At 62.1% G+C, this 16,997-nt stretch carries 17 protein-coding genes, 1 tRNA gene and 1 pseudogene; 7 read left to right on the forward strand and 12 right to left on the reverse strand.

Going from position 1 to position 16,997, the window contains the following annotated elements:
• Positions 1 to 144: 144 nt before the first annotated feature.
• A complete protein-coding gene (locus NKJ57_RS16130; RefSeq protein ID WP_023670064.1) occupies positions 145 to 873 on the reverse strand; it encodes a response regulator in 729 nt (242 codons plus the stop codon).
• Between the two features lie 94 nt (positions 874 to 967).
• Here NKJ57_RS16130 and NKJ57_RS16135 point away from each other — a divergent pair, with 94 nt between their 5' ends.
• Positions 968 to 1,672, forward strand: coding sequence for a response regulator transcription factor (locus NKJ57_RS16135; protein ID WP_023670063.1), 705 nt, complete (start codon positions 968 to 970; stop codon positions 1,670 to 1,672).
• 71 nt (positions 1,673 to 1,743) lie between these two features.
• On the opposite strand, the gene NKJ57_RS16140 is transcribed toward NKJ57_RS16135, so the two are convergent.
• Positions 1,744 to 1,914: a hypothetical protein gene (locus tag NKJ57_RS16140; protein ID WP_023670062.1), complete on the reverse strand. Its 171-nt coding sequence runs from the start codon at positions 1,912 to 1,914 to the stop codon at positions 1,744 to 1,746.
• Between the two features lie 32 nt (positions 1,915 to 1,946).
• The gene (locus NKJ57_RS16145) at positions 1,947 to 2,279 is read right to left on the reverse strand and encodes a hypothetical protein (RefSeq protein WP_023670061.1); all 333 of its coding nucleotides are present in this window, start codon (positions 2,277 to 2,279) and stop codon (positions 1,947 to 1,949) included.
• 329 nt (positions 2,280 to 2,608) lie between these two features.
• On the opposite strand from NKJ57_RS16145, the gene NKJ57_RS16150 reads away from it, so the two are divergent.
• The gene (locus NKJ57_RS16150) at positions 2,609 to 3,070 is read left to right on the forward strand and encodes a L,D-transpeptidase (RefSeq protein ID WP_023730774.1); all 462 of its coding nucleotides are present in this window, start codon (positions 2,609 to 2,611) and stop codon (positions 3,068 to 3,070) included.
• Positions 3,071 to 3,234: 164 nt separating this feature from the next.
• Here the strand turns inward: NKJ57_RS16150 and NKJ57_RS16155 are convergent, their stop codons facing one another.
• Both NKJ57_RS16155 and NKJ57_RS16160 read right to left on the reverse strand, forming a co-directional pair.
• Positions 3,235 to 6,318 (reverse strand): efflux RND transporter permease subunit, encoded by a 3,084-nt coding sequence (locus NKJ57_RS16155; RefSeq protein ID WP_023696405.1) that lies wholly within the window; start codon positions 6,316 to 6,318, stop codon positions 3,235 to 3,237.
• A complete protein-coding gene (locus tag NKJ57_RS16160) occupies positions 6,315 to 7,619 on the reverse strand; it encodes an efflux RND transporter periplasmic adaptor subunit (RefSeq protein ID WP_023735209.1) in 1,305 nt (434 codons plus the stop codon). The genes NKJ57_RS16155 and NKJ57_RS16160 overlap by 4 nt, the downstream gene beginning before the upstream one ends.
• A gap of 149 nt (positions 7,620 to 7,768) precedes the next feature.
• On the opposite strand from NKJ57_RS16160, the gene NKJ57_RS16165 reads away from it, so the two are divergent.
• The 5 genes from NKJ57_RS16165 (at position 7,769) to NKJ57_RS16185 (ending at position 12,997) form a co-directional block, all read left to right on the forward strand.
• The gene (locus NKJ57_RS16165) at positions 7,769 to 8,305 is read left to right on the forward strand and encodes a TetR/AcrR family transcriptional regulator (RefSeq protein WP_023824982.1); all 537 of its coding nucleotides are present in this window, start codon (positions 7,769 to 7,771) and stop codon (positions 8,303 to 8,305) included.
• Positions 8,306 to 8,637: 332 nt separating this feature from the next.
• A complete protein-coding gene (locus NKJ57_RS16170; RefSeq protein ID WP_352511847.1) occupies positions 8,638 to 9,426 on the forward strand; it encodes a 3-hydroxybutyrate dehydrogenase in 789 nt (262 codons plus the stop codon).
• A 140-nt stretch (positions 9,427 to 9,566) separates the two neighbouring features.
• The gene (locus tag NKJ57_RS16175; protein ID WP_023670055.1) at positions 9,567 to 10,385 is read left to right on the forward strand and encodes a chromate resistance protein ChrB domain-containing protein; all 819 of its coding nucleotides are present in this window, start codon (positions 9,567 to 9,569) and stop codon (positions 10,383 to 10,385) included.
• The gene (chrA, locus tag NKJ57_RS16180) at positions 10,382 to 11,773 is read left to right on the forward strand and encodes a chromate efflux transporter (RefSeq protein WP_352511846.1); all 1,392 of its coding nucleotides are present in this window, start codon (positions 10,382 to 10,384) and stop codon (positions 11,771 to 11,773) included. The genes NKJ57_RS16175 and chrA overlap by 4 nt, the downstream gene beginning before the upstream one ends.
• Before the next feature lie 237 nt (positions 11,774 to 12,010).
• Positions 12,011 to 12,997 (forward strand): methyltransferase, encoded by a 987-nt coding sequence (locus tag NKJ57_RS16185; RefSeq protein WP_352511844.1) that lies wholly within the window; start codon positions 12,011 to 12,013, stop codon positions 12,995 to 12,997.
• Here the strand turns inward: NKJ57_RS16185 and NKJ57_RS16190 are convergent.
• The 7 genes and pseudogenes from NKJ57_RS16190 to NKJ57_RS16220 form a co-directional block, all read right to left on the reverse strand.
• Positions 12,987 to 13,292 (reverse strand): hypothetical protein, encoded by a 306-nt coding sequence (locus NKJ57_RS16190; RefSeq protein ID WP_352511843.1) that lies wholly within the window; start codon positions 13,290 to 13,292, stop codon positions 12,987 to 12,989. The genes NKJ57_RS16185 and NKJ57_RS16190 overlap by 11 nt on opposite strands.
• Positions 13,293 to 13,348: 56 nt before the next feature.
• Positions 13,349 to 13,492, reverse strand: a pseudogene (locus tag NKJ57_RS16195) (hypothetical protein); the annotation flags it as partial.
• On the reverse strand, positions 13,438 to 13,680 hold the full coding sequence (locus tag NKJ57_RS16200; RefSeq protein ID WP_352511842.1) for a hypothetical protein: 243 nt from the start codon (positions 13,678 to 13,680) through the stop codon (positions 13,438 to 13,440). The pseudogene NKJ57_RS16195 and the gene NKJ57_RS16200, both read right to left, overlap by 55 nt.
• 62 nt (positions 13,681 to 13,742) lie before the next feature.
• The gene (locus tag NKJ57_RS16205) at positions 13,743 to 14,528 is read right to left on the reverse strand and encodes an HIRAN domain-containing protein (RefSeq protein WP_352511841.1); all 786 of its coding nucleotides are present in this window, start codon (positions 14,526 to 14,528) and stop codon (positions 13,743 to 13,745) included.
• Entirely contained in the window at positions 14,521 to 15,411 is an 891-nt protein-coding gene (locus tag NKJ57_RS16210; RefSeq protein ID WP_352511839.1) for a HipA domain-containing protein, read from the reverse strand. Before NKJ57_RS16210 ends, NKJ57_RS16205 begins: the two co-directional genes overlap by 8 nt.
• A gap of 176 nt (positions 15,412 to 15,587) precedes the next feature.
• Positions 15,588 to 15,664 (reverse strand) — tRNA-Arg (locus tag NKJ57_RS16215).
• Positions 15,665 to 15,770: 106 nt separating this feature from the next.
• Positions 15,771 to 16,934 (reverse strand): M20 aminoacylase family protein, encoded by a 1,164-nt coding sequence (locus tag NKJ57_RS16220; RefSeq protein WP_023714991.1) that lies wholly within the window; start codon positions 16,932 to 16,934, stop codon positions 15,771 to 15,773.
• Between the last annotated feature and the right edge of the window lie 63 nt (positions 16,935 to 16,997).

Raw genomic sequence — 16,997 nt, forward strand, 5'->3', positions numbered from 1 at the left:
CAATCCCGAACGGAAAATCGCTACGTACTGTTCCTGGAATTGCTAGAGCGTTTCACCGTTTCACGGAAACGGAGAAGCGCTCTATCTCTTTGTTTTTACGCCATTCCGGGCGGAAAAACCGCGTACACTTTTCCTGTAATTGCTCTAGTGCCCGTCACCGGTCGGCAGCGAGAAGATATAGCCTTCGCCGCGCACTGTGCGCAAAAATTTCGGATTGGCCGGATCGGTTTCGATCTTCTTGCGCAGCCGCATGATGCGAATGTCGACGGCGCGCGACGATTCAGGATCCTCGACAAAACCAATCGCCTCGGAGATCGCCGATCGCGTCAACAGCCGGTTGGCGCGGGTCAGGAAAACCTCCAGCACATCGAACTCGCTCTTGGCCATGTCGATGACGGCGCCGTTGGCGCCGGTGACAAGCCTGCCGTCGAGGTCGGCCTGGAACGGGCCGAAGGTCAGGCGGCGGCCGCCATCGGCTTGTGTCTTCGCCGCCTGGGGCGGGCTCGGCTGCGGAACGCGGCGCAGCACGCTGCGCACACGAGCCAGCACCTCACGCAACTCGTAGGGCTTGACGATGTAGTCGTCGGCGCCAAGCTCCAGCCCGACAATGCGGTCGAGTGCGGTGCCGGCAGCCGTGGCATAGATGATGCCGACCGGTATTTTCGAGCGCAGCCAGCGGCCGAGCGACAGTCCGTCCTCGCCCGGCATGGCGATGTCGAGAATGGCCAAATGAAACGATTCCGTCTCCAGCAAGGCGCGCGCCTCGGCCGCGCTTCCGGCCTGGGTCACATCGTAGCCGTTGGCGCCGAGATACTCGGCGACCGCGTCCCGGAGATCGGGCTCGTCCTCGACGATGACAATCCGTGCCCGCACTATGGCCTCGCTCCCGCTTTCAGCGGAAAGTAGATTGGGTATAAACATGATGTCCAGCACTCATATCCGGTTGCGGGGGAACGGGAAGAAAAACATGGCTGCACGATCCGTCATCGCGCTGGTTTCCGTCGCCGATGTGGTGGCCGGCGATCTTGCCGATCATCTCGACCGGCGCGGCCATGACGTGCGCGAGGCGCGGCAGCCCTGGGAAGCTGAATCCCTGCTTTCGGCCGGAGGCATCGATATCGTCATCGTCGGCGACAGCCTCAGCCAGGCGGAAGGGCGGGACCTGCTCAGGCGTTATGGCGGCGGCCAGAGCGCGGACGGGAAGGCGGGGCCGGATTTCATCCTGATCTGCCGGCCGGCCGATCTGGTCGACAAGGTGCTGGCGCTCGAGCTTGGCGCCGCAGATGTCGTCGAAAGTCCGCTCAATGTCAGGGAGCTTGCCGCGCGCATCGGCGGCCTGCTGACGCGGCGCGGCAGGTCCGCCCAGGAACTGATCGTGCTGGAAAATGCCACCGTCGATTTGCGGTCGGCCATCGTCATGCACCGTTCGGGTACGGAAGAACAGCTGTCGCCGGGCCAGGTGGCGCTGCTCAGGCTGTTTCTGGCCAGCCCGCGCAAGGTGCTGACGCGCGACGACATCATTGCGGCGGCGCCCGCCGAAAATGCCGATGCCTTCGACCGCTCGATCGATTCGCGCATCGTGCGGCTGCGCCGCAAGCTCGACACCGAAACCATCACAACTATACGCGGCGCAGGCTACCGGTTCGACCCGCCGACGCAGCGCGCCGACTGAGGGTCGGGAGGCTGGATTGTTCCTCGGCTCGCCCAAAAAAGCTGCGCAATCTCGGGCGCCATGCATAGGCGTCAGCGCACCACCAGAAGCGATGGTCCCGACGGCAATTCGCTGGCGACTACGATTTCGCTGGCGGCATGCGCGCGGTCCTTCAGGAGAACCGTGGCGAGACCGGCAAAGCCGAGCAGGCCTTGTGCATAGAGCAGTACCGAAAGCACGGAGGCTGCAGATTTCGTCTTCATCGGTGTCCCCAAAAATCAGAACCGCGGGTGCTTCAGGATAAACCCGAAGTGCCCGCGTCGCCCACGGAGCCCCCCGTTGCGACGCGGGCCTTCGGTCCTCTCGGCAGCAAGTTGCCGGAGGGGCCGCGCATCCACTTCAACCCGAGGCCGACCCGCCAGAGGGCCCTGAGACGGTTGATGCGCAGACTGGAGACAATCCAGACCAAGGCTATGAACAGCGCGGCATGCAGCGTCGAAATCTCACCCGAATTCATCACCGCCAGTTTCGTCATCGGGGTGCCGGCTACTGTGCCGATGCCGCCGACGACAAATGCGGCGATGCTTATCCTGAAGAGCCAGGACAGGGTTGTCGATTTGATGCTCATTTTTCGTTGGCGCCGGCTGTTCTCGTTGGGATGACTGTGCCGCGAGCCTGTAACCAGATCATGCCGCCCAGGCCGCGCTTTGTTGCAAGTCGGTTTCGAGCGAAGCCAATCTTCTTTCATATGAGGACATCAGCACTTTCGTTTGGGGGGCGGTGGGTGATCGGGAGTGCGCAGCGAAGACGGGAGCACGCTCCTTGTCCACCTTGCTTGTTAACCAGAGGAAACAGATTCGAAACACAAACGAGCCTCAGCGAAGTCAGTCTGAAACATGGCGCAGGGATAAGGCGGCCACCGAATTGACGCCGGCAGGACCGGCAAAGGGAGCCATCATGTACAAAGCCATTTCCGCCAAACTCATCAACGTCGCCGCCGCCGCTGCCGGCGCCGCGCTTCTGCTTGGCGCTGCCAATAGCACCGCCCATGCCGCGGCAAACCAGATCGTCGCGCGTGTTTCGCTGTCGCAGCAGACCATGGAAGTGCTGGTCGATGGCCGGCCGACTTTCGCCTGGAAGGTCTCGACCGGCGACAGTGCGCATGTCACGCCGACCGGCTCGTTCAAGCCGACCCGCATGCACGAGATGTGGCATTCGAAGAAATACGACAACGCGCCGATGCCGCACTCGGTCTTCTTCAGCGGCGGCTACGCCGTGCATGCGACCAACGCCATCAAGCGGCTGGGACGGCCGGCGTCGCATGGCTGCGTGCGGCTGCATCCCGACAATGCCGCCGACTTCTACCAGTTGGTCGAAACCTTCGGCCCGACCAACACCAGCATCGTCATCGTCAAGTAGCAGACTGCGTTTGGAGCGATGGTGCAGCGCAGCCGGCCAGGTCATGCCGCACCGCAAGTTCCCGCCTGAAGCTCCATCAGAGCTTCGCGGTAAATCAATCCAGTCAAAAAAGAGGCCGGAAATTTCCGGCCTCTTTTCGTTTGTTCGCTAACGCCGTTCGCAGCTCAGTCCGCGTGCACCGGCATCAGCTTCGGGTCTGGCTTTTCGGCGTGGTGCGGCAGGTCCTTGCTGGCGATGAAGGTGTAGAACATCGGCACCACGAACAGGGTGAACATGGTTCCGACCAGGATGCCGGTGAAGATCACGAGGCCCATCGAATAGCGCGCCGCCGCACCAGCACCACTGGACACGATCAGCGGCACGACGCCGAGCGCCATCGCCGCTGTCGTCATCAGGATCGGCCGCAAGCGCACCTTGGCCGAGGCGACGATCGCATCGCGCCGCCTCATGCCATGCAGCTCGCGCTGCTGGTTGGCGAACTCGACCAGAAGAATGCCATGCTTGGTGATCAGACCTATCAGTGTGATCAGGCCGACCTGCGTGTAGATATTGAGCGTTCCAAGCCCCAGATTGAGCGGCACGATGGCGCCAAAGATCGACAGTGGCACCGCCATCATGATGATCAGCGGGTCGCGGAAGCTTTCGAACTGCGCCGCCAGCACCAGATAGATGACGATTACGGCGGCTGCGAACGCGATAAGGATCGTGTTGCCCTGCTCCTTCTCCTGCCGGGACTGGCCGGAATAATCGATGAAGAAGGTATCGGGCAGGCTCTCCTTGGCAAGGTTCTCCAGGGTCTGCAGCCCGTCGCCCGTGGTGACGCCGGGAAGCGGCAGCGCTGATATCGTCGCCGAGTTCAGCTGGTTGAACTGCTCGATCGCGGCCGGCGCGGCGTTGGTCGAAATCTTCACCACCGCTGAAAGCGGCACCATTTCGCCGGTCACGCTACGCACGAAATATTCGCCGAGCTTCTCGGGATTGTCGCGGAATTCCTTCGGCACCTGCGGGATGATGTCGTAGCTGTTGGAGTCGCGGTCGAACTGAGCCACTTCGGCGCCGCCGACCAGCAGCGTCAGCGTCTGGCCGATGTCGGCGATCGGCAGGTTGAGAGCCGCCGCGCGGTCGCGGTCGATGGTCACCGTCACCTGCGGAGCGTCAAAGGACATCGAGTTTTGCACGACGATGAAGCGGCCGGAGGCCTGCGCCTTGTTCTTAATCTGCTCGGCCGCCTCGTAGACCTCGGCGGAACCACCGGTCGAGCGCACCACCATGGAGATCGGCAGGCCGCCGCCGGAGCCCGGCAGCGTCGGCGGCGCGAAGACGAAGGCCTCGACGCCGGCCACCTTGCCGAGGCGTCCCTGGATATCGGCTTGAAGCTCCTTTGAGTTGCGCTGGCGCTCGGCCCAATCCTTGAAGGCGAAGCCGACAAAGGCGCCGTTGGTGGCGCCGCCAAAGGCAACGGCGGAGAATTGCGCCCTGGTTTCGGGAATGTCCTTCACCAGGCCGAGGATCTGGTTGACGTAGGTCTCGGTGTAGTCCGAGGTCGCGTAGCGCGGTGCCGTCACGATCGACAACAGGAAGCCCTGGTCCTCTTCCGGCGCCAGTTCGCTCGAGGTCTTGGTGAACATGAAGCCGGTGAGCGCAACCAGCGCCACGACCATCAGCAGCGTCACCGGTCGATTTCTCAAGGAGGCGGTTACCGCCCGCTCATAGACATGCTCGACACGGCTGAAGGTTCCGTCGACGACGCGCTGGAAGCGACTGTGCGATCCCGCCTTGAGCAGACGCGCCGCCATCATCGGCGTGATGGTGACGGCTATGAGGCCGGACAGCACCACCGAACCGGCGAGCGTCACCGCGAACTCGCGGAACAGCGCGCCGGTCAGGCCGCCGGTGAAGGCCAGCGGCGCGAACACGGCGGCGAGCGTGATGGTCATGGCCACGATGGCGGAGAAAATCTCGCGCATGCCGTTGAAGGCCGCCTGCATCGGCGACATGTGGTCCTCCTCCATGTGGCGATGAATGTTCTCCACCACCACGATAGCGTCGTCGACGACAAGGCCGATGGCCAGCACCATGGCCAGCAGCGACAGAAGGTTGATCGAATAGCCGACCGCAAACAAAAGGAAGCAGACGCCGACCAGCGACAGCGGGATGGTCACGATCGGCATCATCACCGAGCGGAATGAGCCGAGGAACAACAGGATGACCACGACGACGATGGCGACGGCTTCGGCGATGGTCTTGAACACTTCATCGATCGAGGCGCTGATCTGTTCGGTGGAATCGTAAACGATTTCGATGGTCATGCCTTTCGGCAGCGTCTCTTGAATCAAAGGCACGATCTTGTGGATCGCCTCCGCCGTTGTCAGCGGGTTGGCGGCCGGCGTCGGGAAGATGGCGAGGAAGGTGCCGGGCTTGCCATTGAAGCTCACCCTCGTGTCGGTGCTCTCGGCGGCAAGCTCGACTCGCGCCACGTCGCGCAAGCGCACCACCTGGCCGTCCGTCGAGCGCAGCGGAAGCTCGGCAAAGGCCTCAGGCGTCTGCAGCGTCGAGCGAACCGTGATCGAGGAGACGACATATTCGTTCTCGGTGTTGCCGGGCGCCGACAGGAAGTTGGAGTTGTTGATCGCCGCCAGCACTTCGGCGGCGGTGACGCCACGCGCAGCAAGCTTGACCGGGTCGATCCAGACCCGCATCGAATATTCCTCGGCGCCGAAGATCTGCACGTCGGCGACACCTTCGACCGTCGACATGCGGGGCCGCACGACACGCTCGATATATTCGGTGAGCTGCTCCTTGCTCATGTTCGGATTCTGCATCGAGATGTACATCATCGCGAACTCTTGGCCGGTGCCCTTGACGATGACCGGGTCCTTGGATGCATCCGGCAAGGTGCCGCGTACGCCCTGCACTTTCGACAGGACCTCGGTCAGCGCGACATCCGGATTGGAGCCGAGCTTCATCTGGACGACCACAGTGCTCGAAGACGGCCGGCTGGACGAGGTGACGTAGTCGATGTTCTCGGTCGAGGCGACGGCCCGCGCGATCGGGGCGGAGATGAAGCCCTGGATCAGGTCGGCGCTGGCGCCGGGATAGGCGGTGGTGATGGTGATCGCCGTCTCGTCAACCTTGGGATACTGCCGGATCGACAGGTTGAAGATGCCCTGGAACCCGAGGAGCAGGATCATGCAGGCGAGGACGGTGGAGAGGACCGGCCGGCGAATGAAGATGTCGGAAAAGTTCATTGCTGAGCCTGCTGGTTAGCCGACTTGCTGGGATCAATGGTGTTGTCGACAGCGACGGACATGCCGTTGAAGAGACGGTTCTGACCGGCGGTGACGACCTCGTCCCCGGCCTTGATGCCCTCGATGATCTCGACCATGCCGTCGTTGCGGCGGCCGGGCTTCACGAACACCTGCGACAGCACGAGCGCCGGCTTTTCCGGTTCTGCCGCGGGCTTCGCGGGGTCGACAGCCGGCTTGTCCGCGGGCTTCGCCGCGGCGTCTTCGGCAGCCGGTTTCGCGCCGGCCGGCTTTGCATCTGCCGCCGGCTTTGCCGCGTCGGCCCCTGCAGCAGGCTTTTCCTCGGGTTTCGCGGCTGGGGCGCCTTCCGCCGGCTTCGCCGGAACGACGACGAAGACGAAGTCGCCATAGAGGCTCGACGTCAATGCCGTCTGCGGCAAGGACAGAATGTTTTTCTCCTGCGGCAGCTCGACGCGAACCTGGACGAACTGGCCGGGCGTCAGCTTGCCGTCGGGGTTGGCGACCTCGCCGCGCACGGACACCAGGCGGCTTGAAGCGTCGATCTTGGGATCGATGCCGCGAATGGAGCCGGCAAACGGCATGTCGGCGCCGCCGCCGGTGCCGCCGAGGCCGAGCCGCACGGCCTGGCCTATCTTGAGCAGCGGCAGCTGCTGTTCGGGTACCGAGAAATCGACCCGCATGGTGTCCAGATCCTGCAAGGTCACCACTGCGTTGCCGGGCGAGAGATATTGGCCGAGGTCGATCTTGGGGATGCCCACGGTGCCGGCGAAAGGCGCCGTCAGCTGCTTCTGATCAAGCACGGCCTGCAGCTTGTTGACCTGCGCGGCGGAGGCCGATGCAGCGGCTTGAGCGGTGTCGAGCGTGGCATCCGTTCCGACGCCGCGCCGCTGCAGTTCCAGCGCGCGTTCGAGCGCCGTCTTGTCGGACACGGACTGCGCCTTGGCCGCGACGAGATCCGCGCGTTCGACGGCATCGTCGAGCTGCAGCAGGACCGAATCGACAGGCACCTTCTGGTTGGCGTGGAAAAGGATGTCCTTGACGATGCCGCTGGTCTCGACGGTAAGGTCGACACCGCGCACGGCGCGTACCGTGCCGATCGCCTCGACGCCCGGCGTCCAGTCGGAAGGCTTGACGACAACCGTCGATACGGTCGTCGCCGGCGGCTTCATGGTGGCGAAATACTGTTTGATAGCGTTGTCGCGGAACAGGTTGAAGCCGACAACGCCGACGCACACCAGAGCGAGCAGAAGCAGAATTGCGGTGATAGAGATGAAGCGCTTCACGAACTGTCCCCTCGGCCGGTTTCCGGCAAAATAGCCGAATAGCGGGACACTTATCGACGCCAGGTCCCGATTACAAATGACGGCGAACTTACTGTACCGTCTGGACGGTCTTGTCAATTCCGCCTAGGCTGGTGCGGGGGAAGGGATCGATGAAGACCCAAAGGGCAAATTCGCGCGACAAGATACTCGCCGCCGCCGCCGATGTCGCACGTGAGGCCGGTCCCGGCAGCCTGTCGCTTGACGCCGTCGCCAGCCGCGCCGGCGTGTCAAAAGGCGGCCTGTTATATAACTTTCCGACCAAGGCCAAACTGATGCAGGGCCTGGTGGAGAATTACCTGCGCGCGTTCGAGCTGGCGCTGGAATCGGGCCGTGTCGCCGGCGCCAGCGGTGAGAACCTGCTCGCCACCTATATCCGGCTCTCGGCGGATGATTGCGAGGAGCCGAAGCCGACGGCTTCGTGGATATTCTCGGCGATCGCCGAGGATCCGGATTTCCTGACGCCGATAAAAGCCTTCAAGTCGCAGCTGCTGCAGCGGCTGAAGAGCGAGACGCCGGACCTGAAGACGCTGCTGGTCTGCTTTCTGGCCATCGAAGGGCTGCGCAGCATGAACCTCTTCGATTCCGACGTGCTTTCCGCCGACGAACGCCGCTTGCTGGTATCGGCCCTGCTGGAGATTGCGGGATAGCTCAAGGCGTCGGGTCGAAGAAGCGATACGGGCCGGGCGGAAAGGACGGTTGGTGAGCGGCATGGCATAGGCACGCATCACGACATCGGCGATTTCAAGCTACAGCCCCCTGATTCGTTGGATTGATGGTTCAGGAATGACTGCGCGAATGCGCGGCCGACTATGTTGCGCCGCACCATAACACTGCCGTGTCAGCCTTGAGACGGCGCTCGGCGAGGCCGGCAAAGCGCGTTTTAGGGCTGTGATGGCGCCGACATATGGTTATGGCATTGTCATGTTGCGGCGCACAAACTATGTGCCTTTGTAGTCCTCACAACAGTCGCGAGATCTCCATGGGTTCCCTGTCTTCGAAGAATGCGCTCGTCACCGGATCGACCAGCGGCATTGGTGTGGCCATTGCGCGCGCCCTTGCCGCCGAGGGCGCCAACGTCACGATCAACGGCCTTGGCGAAGCCGCGGCGATCGAACAGGAGCGCGCCGGCATCGAGAAGGATTTCGGCGTCCGGTGCCGCTACTCCGGCGCCAACATGATGGACGGCGCAGCGGTGACCGCCATGGTGCACGAAGCAGAGCAGGCCTTGGGCAGCCTCGACATTCTGGTCAACAATGCCGGGATACAGCATGTCGCGCCAATCGAGGAGTTTCCCGATGACAAGTGGGAAGCCATCATCCGCATCAATCTGCTGGCCGCCTTTTACGCGATCAAGGCGGTGGTGCCCGGCATGAAGGCGCGCAAATGGGGCCGCATCATCAATACCGCGTCGGCGCACGCACTGGTCGCCTCGCCGTTCAAGTCGGCTTACGTCTCGGCCAAGCACGGCATAGCGGGTCTGACCAAGACGGTAGCGCTGGAAGTCGCGCAGGACGGCATCACCGTCAACGCCATCGCGCCCGGCTATGTCTGGACGTCACTGGTCGAAAAGCAGATCCCCGACACGATGAAGGCGCGCGGCATGACCGAGGAACAGGTCAAGCGCGACGTGCTCCTGGCGGCACAGCCGACGAAGCAATTCGTAACCGTCGAGGAGCTCGCCGCGCTGACGCTGTTTCTGTGCTCGGACTCGGCCAGGCAGATTACCGGCACGACTTTGCCGATGGATGGCGGCTGGACGGCGCAGTAGGCGCGGTCCCCCGGCGCCGCTCTTTCCTTGACAAAGACGAAGGATCAATCCAGCATTGTGGCAAGGGGTTCCTTCGCGACGACCCCGTGAGGCGTCAGCCCAATGATCGCGTCCAAACTCTCACTCTGGAGGTGGACGCCATGCCGTCAACAACCGCAATCACCGTAGCGCAGCTTTCCCGCCTTGTCGGTCTGTCCGACGCGCCTGTTCTTGTCGATGTCCGCATCGACGAAGACTACGACGCCGATCCGCGGCTGCTTCCGGCCTCGTGCCGGCGCGACTTCAAGTCTGTTTCGAGCTGGGCGGCCGAGTTCACGGGGGCTCATGCTGTCGTCATCTGCCAGAAGGGGCTGAAGCTCTCGCAAGGCGTTGCCGCATGGCTGCGCCATGAGGGCATTGCTGCCGAATCCCTTGAAGGCGGCTTCGAGGCGTGGCAGGCGGCCAAGGGACTTCTGGTCAAGGCCGACAAGATACCGCCCCGCGACGACAAGGGCCGCACGGTCTGGGTGACGCGTGCCCGCCCCAAGGTCGACCGCATTGCCTGTCCCTGGCTGATCCGCCGCTTCGTCGATCCCTCGGCGGTGTTCCTGTTTGTCGAGCCGTCTGAAGTGCTGGCGGCCGCCGATCGGTTTGGGGCGGTTGCCTTCGACATCGACGACGTGTTCTGGAGCCATCGCGGCGAGCGCTGCACCTTCGACACGATGATCGAAGAGTTCGGGTTGCGGTCCGAAGCGCTCGATCGCCTTGCGCTGATCGTGCGTGCAGCCGATACGGCGCGCCTCGATCTCGTACCGCAGGCGGCCGGGTTCCTCGCTGCATCGCTCGGGCTGTCGCGCATGTTCCGCGACGATCTCGAACAGCTTGATGCCGGCATGCTGCTCTACGATGCGTTCTTCAGATGGTGCCGCGATGCCACTGACGAAACCCACAATTGGCCCAGCGCGGGCAAAGCGCCATGAGCGCCCTCGCCGCGGACGACGATGCACAGGCTACCGAGGCTCCGATGGTCCCGACCTACCGCCAAGCCGCGAAACTGTGGGCAAGGATCGGCCTGCTCTCCTTCGGCGGGCCGGCCGGACAGATCGCGCTGATGCACAAGGAATTGGTCGAGGATCGCCGCTGGATCGGCGAGCAGCGGTTCCTGCATGCGCTCAACTACTGCATGCTTCTGCCAGGCCCCGAGGCACAGCAGCTCGCCATCTATATCGGCTGGCTGCTGCACCGGACCGCCGGCGGCCTCGTTGCCGGCATCCTGTTCGTGCTGCCCGGTGCGTTTGTCATGCTGGGCCTCAGCATCTTCTACGTGCTTTACAATGATGCGCCCGTCATCGAGGCGCTGTTTTTCGGCATCAAGGCGGCGGTGCTGGCCGTCGTCGTCGAGGCGGTCCTCCGCATCGGCAAACGGGCGCTCAAGAACCGGGTGGTGATGGCGATCGCGGTGGCCGCGTTCCTTGCCATTTATGTCATAAGGCTGCCGTTTCCGCTGATCATCCTGGTTGCAGGGCTGACCGGCTGGATCGGCAACCGCTTGGCACCGGCGCGTTTTTCCGGAGCCGCACGTGGCAAGGACAATTTGCCCGATGTCAGGGGCGCCGTCGACGTCATGTTCGAACGCGGCGAACTCGCTCACACCAAGCCGACGAAATGGCACGCGCCGCGCACCATCGCGATCTGGCTGCCGATCTGGCTCGGGCCGGTCGTACTGATCCTGGCGCTGACCGGCCCTGCCAGTGTTTGGGCACAGCTTGGCGGCTTCTTCAGCCTGATGGCGGTGGTCACATTCGGCGGCGCCTACGCCGCACTCTCCTATGTCGCGCAGGCAGCGGTGACCTCGTTCGGCTGGCTGGCGCCGGGTGAAATGGTCGATGGGCTTGGCCTGGCCGAGACGACGCCGGGACCATTGATCCTGGTGCTGCAATTCGTCGGCTTCGTCGCCGCCTATCGTCACGCCGGTGCGATGGGACCGCTTGTGGCCGGATCGCTCGGCGCATTGCTGACGCTCTGGGTGACGTTCGTGCCGTGCTTCTTCTGGATCTTTCTCGGTGCCCCCTACATCGAGGCGCTGCGCGGCAACAAGGCACTGTCGGCGGCGCTGAGTGCGATCACGGCGGCTGTCGTCGGCGTGGTGATGAACCTTGCGCTGTGGTTCGCACTGCATGTCGTCTTCGGCGCGGTGCACCGCGTTGGCCTGGGCATGGAGGTGCCGGTGCTGTCGTCGCTGGATTGGCGTGCCGCGCTGCTGGCGGCAGCCGCTATGGTCGCGATGCTGAAACTGAGGATCGGCATGCTGCCGACATTGGCCGGCTCGGCGCTGGCCGGACTGGCGCTGCTGGCCTTGCCTGCGTAGCGTCCGAAGGCGCGACCAGCCATTATCACAGCCGGATTTTTGAGGTATGCCGGGCCGGCGCACAACGGTCGCGGGCGCTGGTAGGATCAGCGCTGGCCCCGGAGATACCCTTTACGTCGAACCCGATACCGCCAAGCTGAACCTGCTCGACGCGGAGAGCGGCGCGCTGGCGAACTGATTTGACGAGGTTGGCCGAGCTGTTCAAAGTCGATCCTGGATCGCACAACGGGATATGACATGGTGGATTCCGATCGGATCGACAAGCTGATCGCAGGGGTGCCCCCCGCCTTGGCGCTTCGTGCCGGGCTGGACCTTGGCATCTTCACCTGGCTCGGCGGCGATGCTGCGACTGCCGACAGCCTTGGGGCAGCGCTCAAAGTCGAGCCCGCTCGTCTGTCGCGGCTCCTCTACGCGCTCGCCAGCATCGGTCTCCTCGAGGTCGAGGATGGTCAGTTTCGCAACGGAGCCGAAGCGTCGGAGTTTCTTGACGCGTCCAAGCCGACCTATCGCGGCGGCGATCATGTGCTGCTGCGCGAACTCTGGGGAGCCGACCTTTTGACCGCAGAGTCGCTGCGGCAGAACCGGCCGGCCGCGCTGCACGACTTTTCCGAAGCGGGGCCAGAATCCGCAGCGGCCTTCAGCCGCATGCTCGCACCGGGAGGGGTGATTTTCGGCCGAAATCTCGCCCGTGAACTGGACTTCTCGGCGGTCAGTTCGGTGATCGACATCGGCGGCGGCGCCGGGACCATTCTGGTCGGTCTTCGCGAGCGATGGCCGCATATTGCGGCGACTTTGATGGAACTCCCGACGGTCGCGGCGGTCGCACCAGCGATCCTGTCGGAATACGGTGCCGGCGATGTGGTTGTCGAAGAAGGCGACATAACGGTCGCGCCATCGACCGGCCGGCATGACTTGGCAATCCTGAAGGCCGTCGTCCAGGTCCTGCCGCCGGACCAGGCGCGGAGTTCGATCCTGAACGCGGCGCGTTGCCTCACCCAAGGAGGCGAGATCGCAATTGCGGGGTGGGGTGTCGTCGATGACGACCGCCTCGGCCCGCCTGAGGGTGTCTTTCTCAATCTCACCTTCCTGAACCTCTATCGCGCAGGCGAATCGTACACAGAAGGTCAGTATCGCGCGTGGATGACCGAGGCTGGATTCCGGGATATCTCCAGGTCGCAGCTGACCGACGGCACCACGTTGTTTCGTGGGCGCCTCACGGACTGAACGTGGCTGGAGTGGTTGGTTTCGGGCGTGTGGCCCTCAAAGCCAGCCCCGGAAGGATTGCACAAAGTTCCTGAGGCGGCGTGAGCCGATCTTTCCCCTTTACCGGGCAGCGCGGTGTATCGGCGGTCTTCCTTACTATGAGTTGTTTGGTGCGCGATATCTCTTGAAACTCCTGGCTGTAGGCAACCAGGTAGCCATCGACGGCGGACGTGGGACGCTCCCAATTTGCCTTGTCGTCCTTGTAGTCGGTGTAGTCGTCCCAAATGAGCATGCCGCCAAACTCGAGCATCCCCATGCCAGGACGCTGTCCATCAAGACGCTTTCGCGCTGGTGGCAACCATCGATATAAACCAAGTCGAATTCCGCTCCTACCTGGCGCAGCCTGATCAGCGCGGGCAGCGAGAAGTCCCGAACCTTCGTGACCCGATCGGCGAAGCGCTTCAGATTGTTGTCGAACCTTTTCTCCCGTTTGTGGAAAGGATCGACGCAGGTGATGACGGCTTTCGCAAATAGCTGGCAAAGAAAAGCGCAGAGCGACCTTCCATGGAGCCAATTTCCAGAACCGAAAGGGGCGTGTCCCGCAGCGGTTCAAGAATGGGCATCCACGTCGAAAGCTTGTTCGTCACGTAGTCGCGCTCGGCAAACGAACCTGAAGCGTTGATGCTTTGCCAATCAAAATCCATTCCGATCAGACGCCCCTTCAGTGTACCCGTGATTGTCGTTTCGGCCGAGCTACGGTCAAAGCCTAGAAATTGCGAAGGCGCTTATGGAGGTCGGGGTCCAGATCTTCGATCTGGAAGCGTGCGATGGTTCGATGTTCCTCGTCGTCGCATGGCGTAAAGCCTGGCGGCCACCAGCTCACTAGCTCGCACAAAAGTCTAAATTGAACCGGTGCATCTGCATTCACCTGCCGAACCGAGAGTCTTACGGAGTTCTGAGTCGCAGCGGCGAGCTTCTTCAGATCACCAACGAGATAGCGGGGACAGTAGCCAATCATGGCGGCCGGGTCGCTCGATCTGAGTGCGATAGCATTAGGATCGAACGGATTTTGCATGTCGAGCATTGGGAACAAATGTTCGCCAGGGCGAAGCGCGAGCGTGCGAGCTTGAGCTTGCTCAAGCACGTGCCGCATACCATGACAAAAAAAGACAGTTTCGTAGTGTCCTTTGGGACTCAACTCCGGGACGGGATGAACCTCAAGCGTGTCTGTGGCTCGTTCTCCTCCCATCCGTGCCATGAGCAACAGTGGGTCAGCACTCTGATCAACATGAATTCCGGACCAACGCGCGTATTGGCCAAATTCGGGCCTTCGCTCGTTCATCACACGGTTCGCAAAAATCGGGAAAAGCTCACTCGAGATATAGACCGCGTTTCGGTCGGTCAGCCCCGCGAACGGCGAAAAGTTAGGGGAGTGCAACGCTCCGAATGTGTAGGCAAAAATGTACTGCCCGTAAGCTCGTTGAAGCTTAGCCACCGGATACCATCGCCGAGTGACCGGGTCCTGCCAATTGATGAAGAAAACGTCACTCACCGGCACGCTCCCGCAGTTCGAGCAGTCTACGCTTGTTAGCTGACAATAGGCGAAGGCCGAACACTTTTTGAGCATCACTTATGACAAGCGATGGCACCATGTCGAGAATCTCGGTGACGGAGGCTTCAGAAATGGATTCGAGCTTTTTAAGCCAATAGTTGCGACTGCTCCGATTTGCTCTAGCAGTCAGCGCGAACGCATCAATCGTGCTCAACGGTCGTCGATCCGTCACCTCAGCGAATAAGGCGGAGCGAGCTCGGTTTGCGAAAGCTTCGACCGTGTATCGGGTGTCGTTGGTCGCAAGACGCCTTCCTCTCTCTTTGTCCGATAACTCCCTGCCCAGGCTGGAGGCATGATCGAATGTCGGTGCGAGACGAACTGTTCCATCGCTAGATCGAATAACACCCCAATTTTCGTGATGGCGATCAGTGTTGCCTGTCCAAGCATCAAGAAGCAGATAGCCAATGAAATTGTGCCATGCGGTGCGAAAAAAGGGCCGGAGACTAACGGCGAGCGCAGCAAGCACGCGCCCGACAGTGTGCTCGCGCTGCAGGTATTCTCGGGTTCCATCTCCGCTTTTTGTGGATTGGTTGATCAGTTCGTTCCCTAGGATTAGACGACCGCCTTCCTCTACGAGGGATGGTGTGATGACGCATCGTCTGCCTTCAAATGTCGCCAAATCGTAGTGCGCATGGGATAGTCCCAAGAGCGTTGCGAGTTCGCAAACCACCTTTTCCGCCCAATCCTCGCCGGTATCCGGGCGTCCAAATTTCACAAGGCACAGTTTCTCGCCGTGGGCTACCCAGAATTTCTCTTTCGTGCCTAGGCTCTCCGGGATCTCAGCCTCGGCTTCAATATCGATGATAGGATAGGTTGAGATCACTGAAAAACGACGCTCTCTGCTGCGGCCAGTTCGGCGGCGCTGACATACTACTCTTCTGATGTCGCACCACATGTCGCGTGGAATGGCCGAGTTTCGCAGGAAACCCTTGGAAATCAACGGTAGCCGCTTGCAACATGGAAGCGACATGATCACCAGAACTGATTGGTTTCGTTGAGTGGTGATCCCGACAGGAATCGAACCTGTGACCTACAGATTAGGAATCTGCCGCTCTATCCTACTGAGCTACGGGACCACGCGGCCCGACACATAGCCGCTTCCGATCGTTTCGCCAAGAGGCTCGCCGAAGGCAATGAAGAGGCCGGCCGAAGGCTAATCGGCCGGCCTTTCGTCGGGGCAGGTCAGGCTGCCAGCGCCGTTTCGGCCAGTTTCACCCAGTAGCTCATGCCGTGCGGTATGACTTCGTCGTTGAAGTCGTAGGCCGGATGATGGAGGCCGGCGGTCTCGCCATTGCCGATGAAGATGAAGGCGCCAGGTCGGGCTTCCAGCATGTAGGAGAAGTCTTCGCCGCCCATCACCGGCTGGATGGCGCGGTGGACCTGGGTGTCGCCGGCGACATTTGCCGCGACATCGCCGGCAAAGACCGTTTCTTCCGGATGATTGAAGGTCACGGGATAGTTGGCGTCATAGTCGACAGTGATCGTCGCGCCGAAGGCGGTGGCTATTCCTTCGCAGATGGTGCGGATGCGCTCTTCCGATTTCTTGGCGATCTCTTTCTTCAGTGTGCGCACCGTGCCGGCAATCTCGGCGGTCTCGGGAATGACGTTGTAGGCGTCGCCGGCGTGGAATTTCGTCACCGAAACCACCACGGCCTCGACCGGATCGGTGCTGCGCGAAGCGACCGTCTGCAGGGCGCCGACCAGCTGGCTGGTGATGACGATCGGGTCGATCGTGCCGTGCGGCATCGCCGCATGGCCGCCGCGGCCCTTGACCGTGATGGTGAACTCGGCGGTCGCCGCCATGATGGGACCCGGCCGGATGGCGAACTGGCCCACCGGCAGGCCCGGCATGTTGTGCATGCCAAAGACGCGCGAAATGTCGAAACGCTCCATCATGCCGTCCTTGACCATCTCGTTGCCGCCGCCGCCGCCCTCTTCGGCCGGCTGGAAGATAACCGCGACCGAACCGGCGAAATTGCGCGTTTCGGTCAGATATTTGGCGGCGCCCAAAAGCATCGCCGTATGGCCGTCATGGCCACAGGCGTGCATTTTGCCGGGAACGGTCGAGGCATAGGGCTTGCCGGTGATCTCGTTGATCGGCAGCGCGTCCATGTCGGCGCGCAAGCCGATGGTCGCGCCTTGCCCCTTGCGGCCATGGATGATGCCGACCACGCCGGTCTTGCCGAGGCCCGTCACCACGTCGTCGCAGCCGAATTCCTTCAGCTTCTCGGTGACGAAGGCGGCGGTCTTGAAGACATCGAAATTCAGTTCTGGCGTCTGGTGCAGATGGCGTCGCCAGCCGGCAACTTCATCCTGCATCTCGGCGGCGCGGTTGAGAATCGGCATAATGGTTCCATCTCGCTGTTGGAGCAGACGATCTGGCCTGCTTGATTGCAATTGTGATTGCCA

This window comes from Mesorhizobium sp. M0077, from assembly GCF_040322955.1.
Classification (GTDB): Bacteria; Pseudomonadota; Alphaproteobacteria; order Rhizobiales; family Rhizobiaceae; genus Mesorhizobium.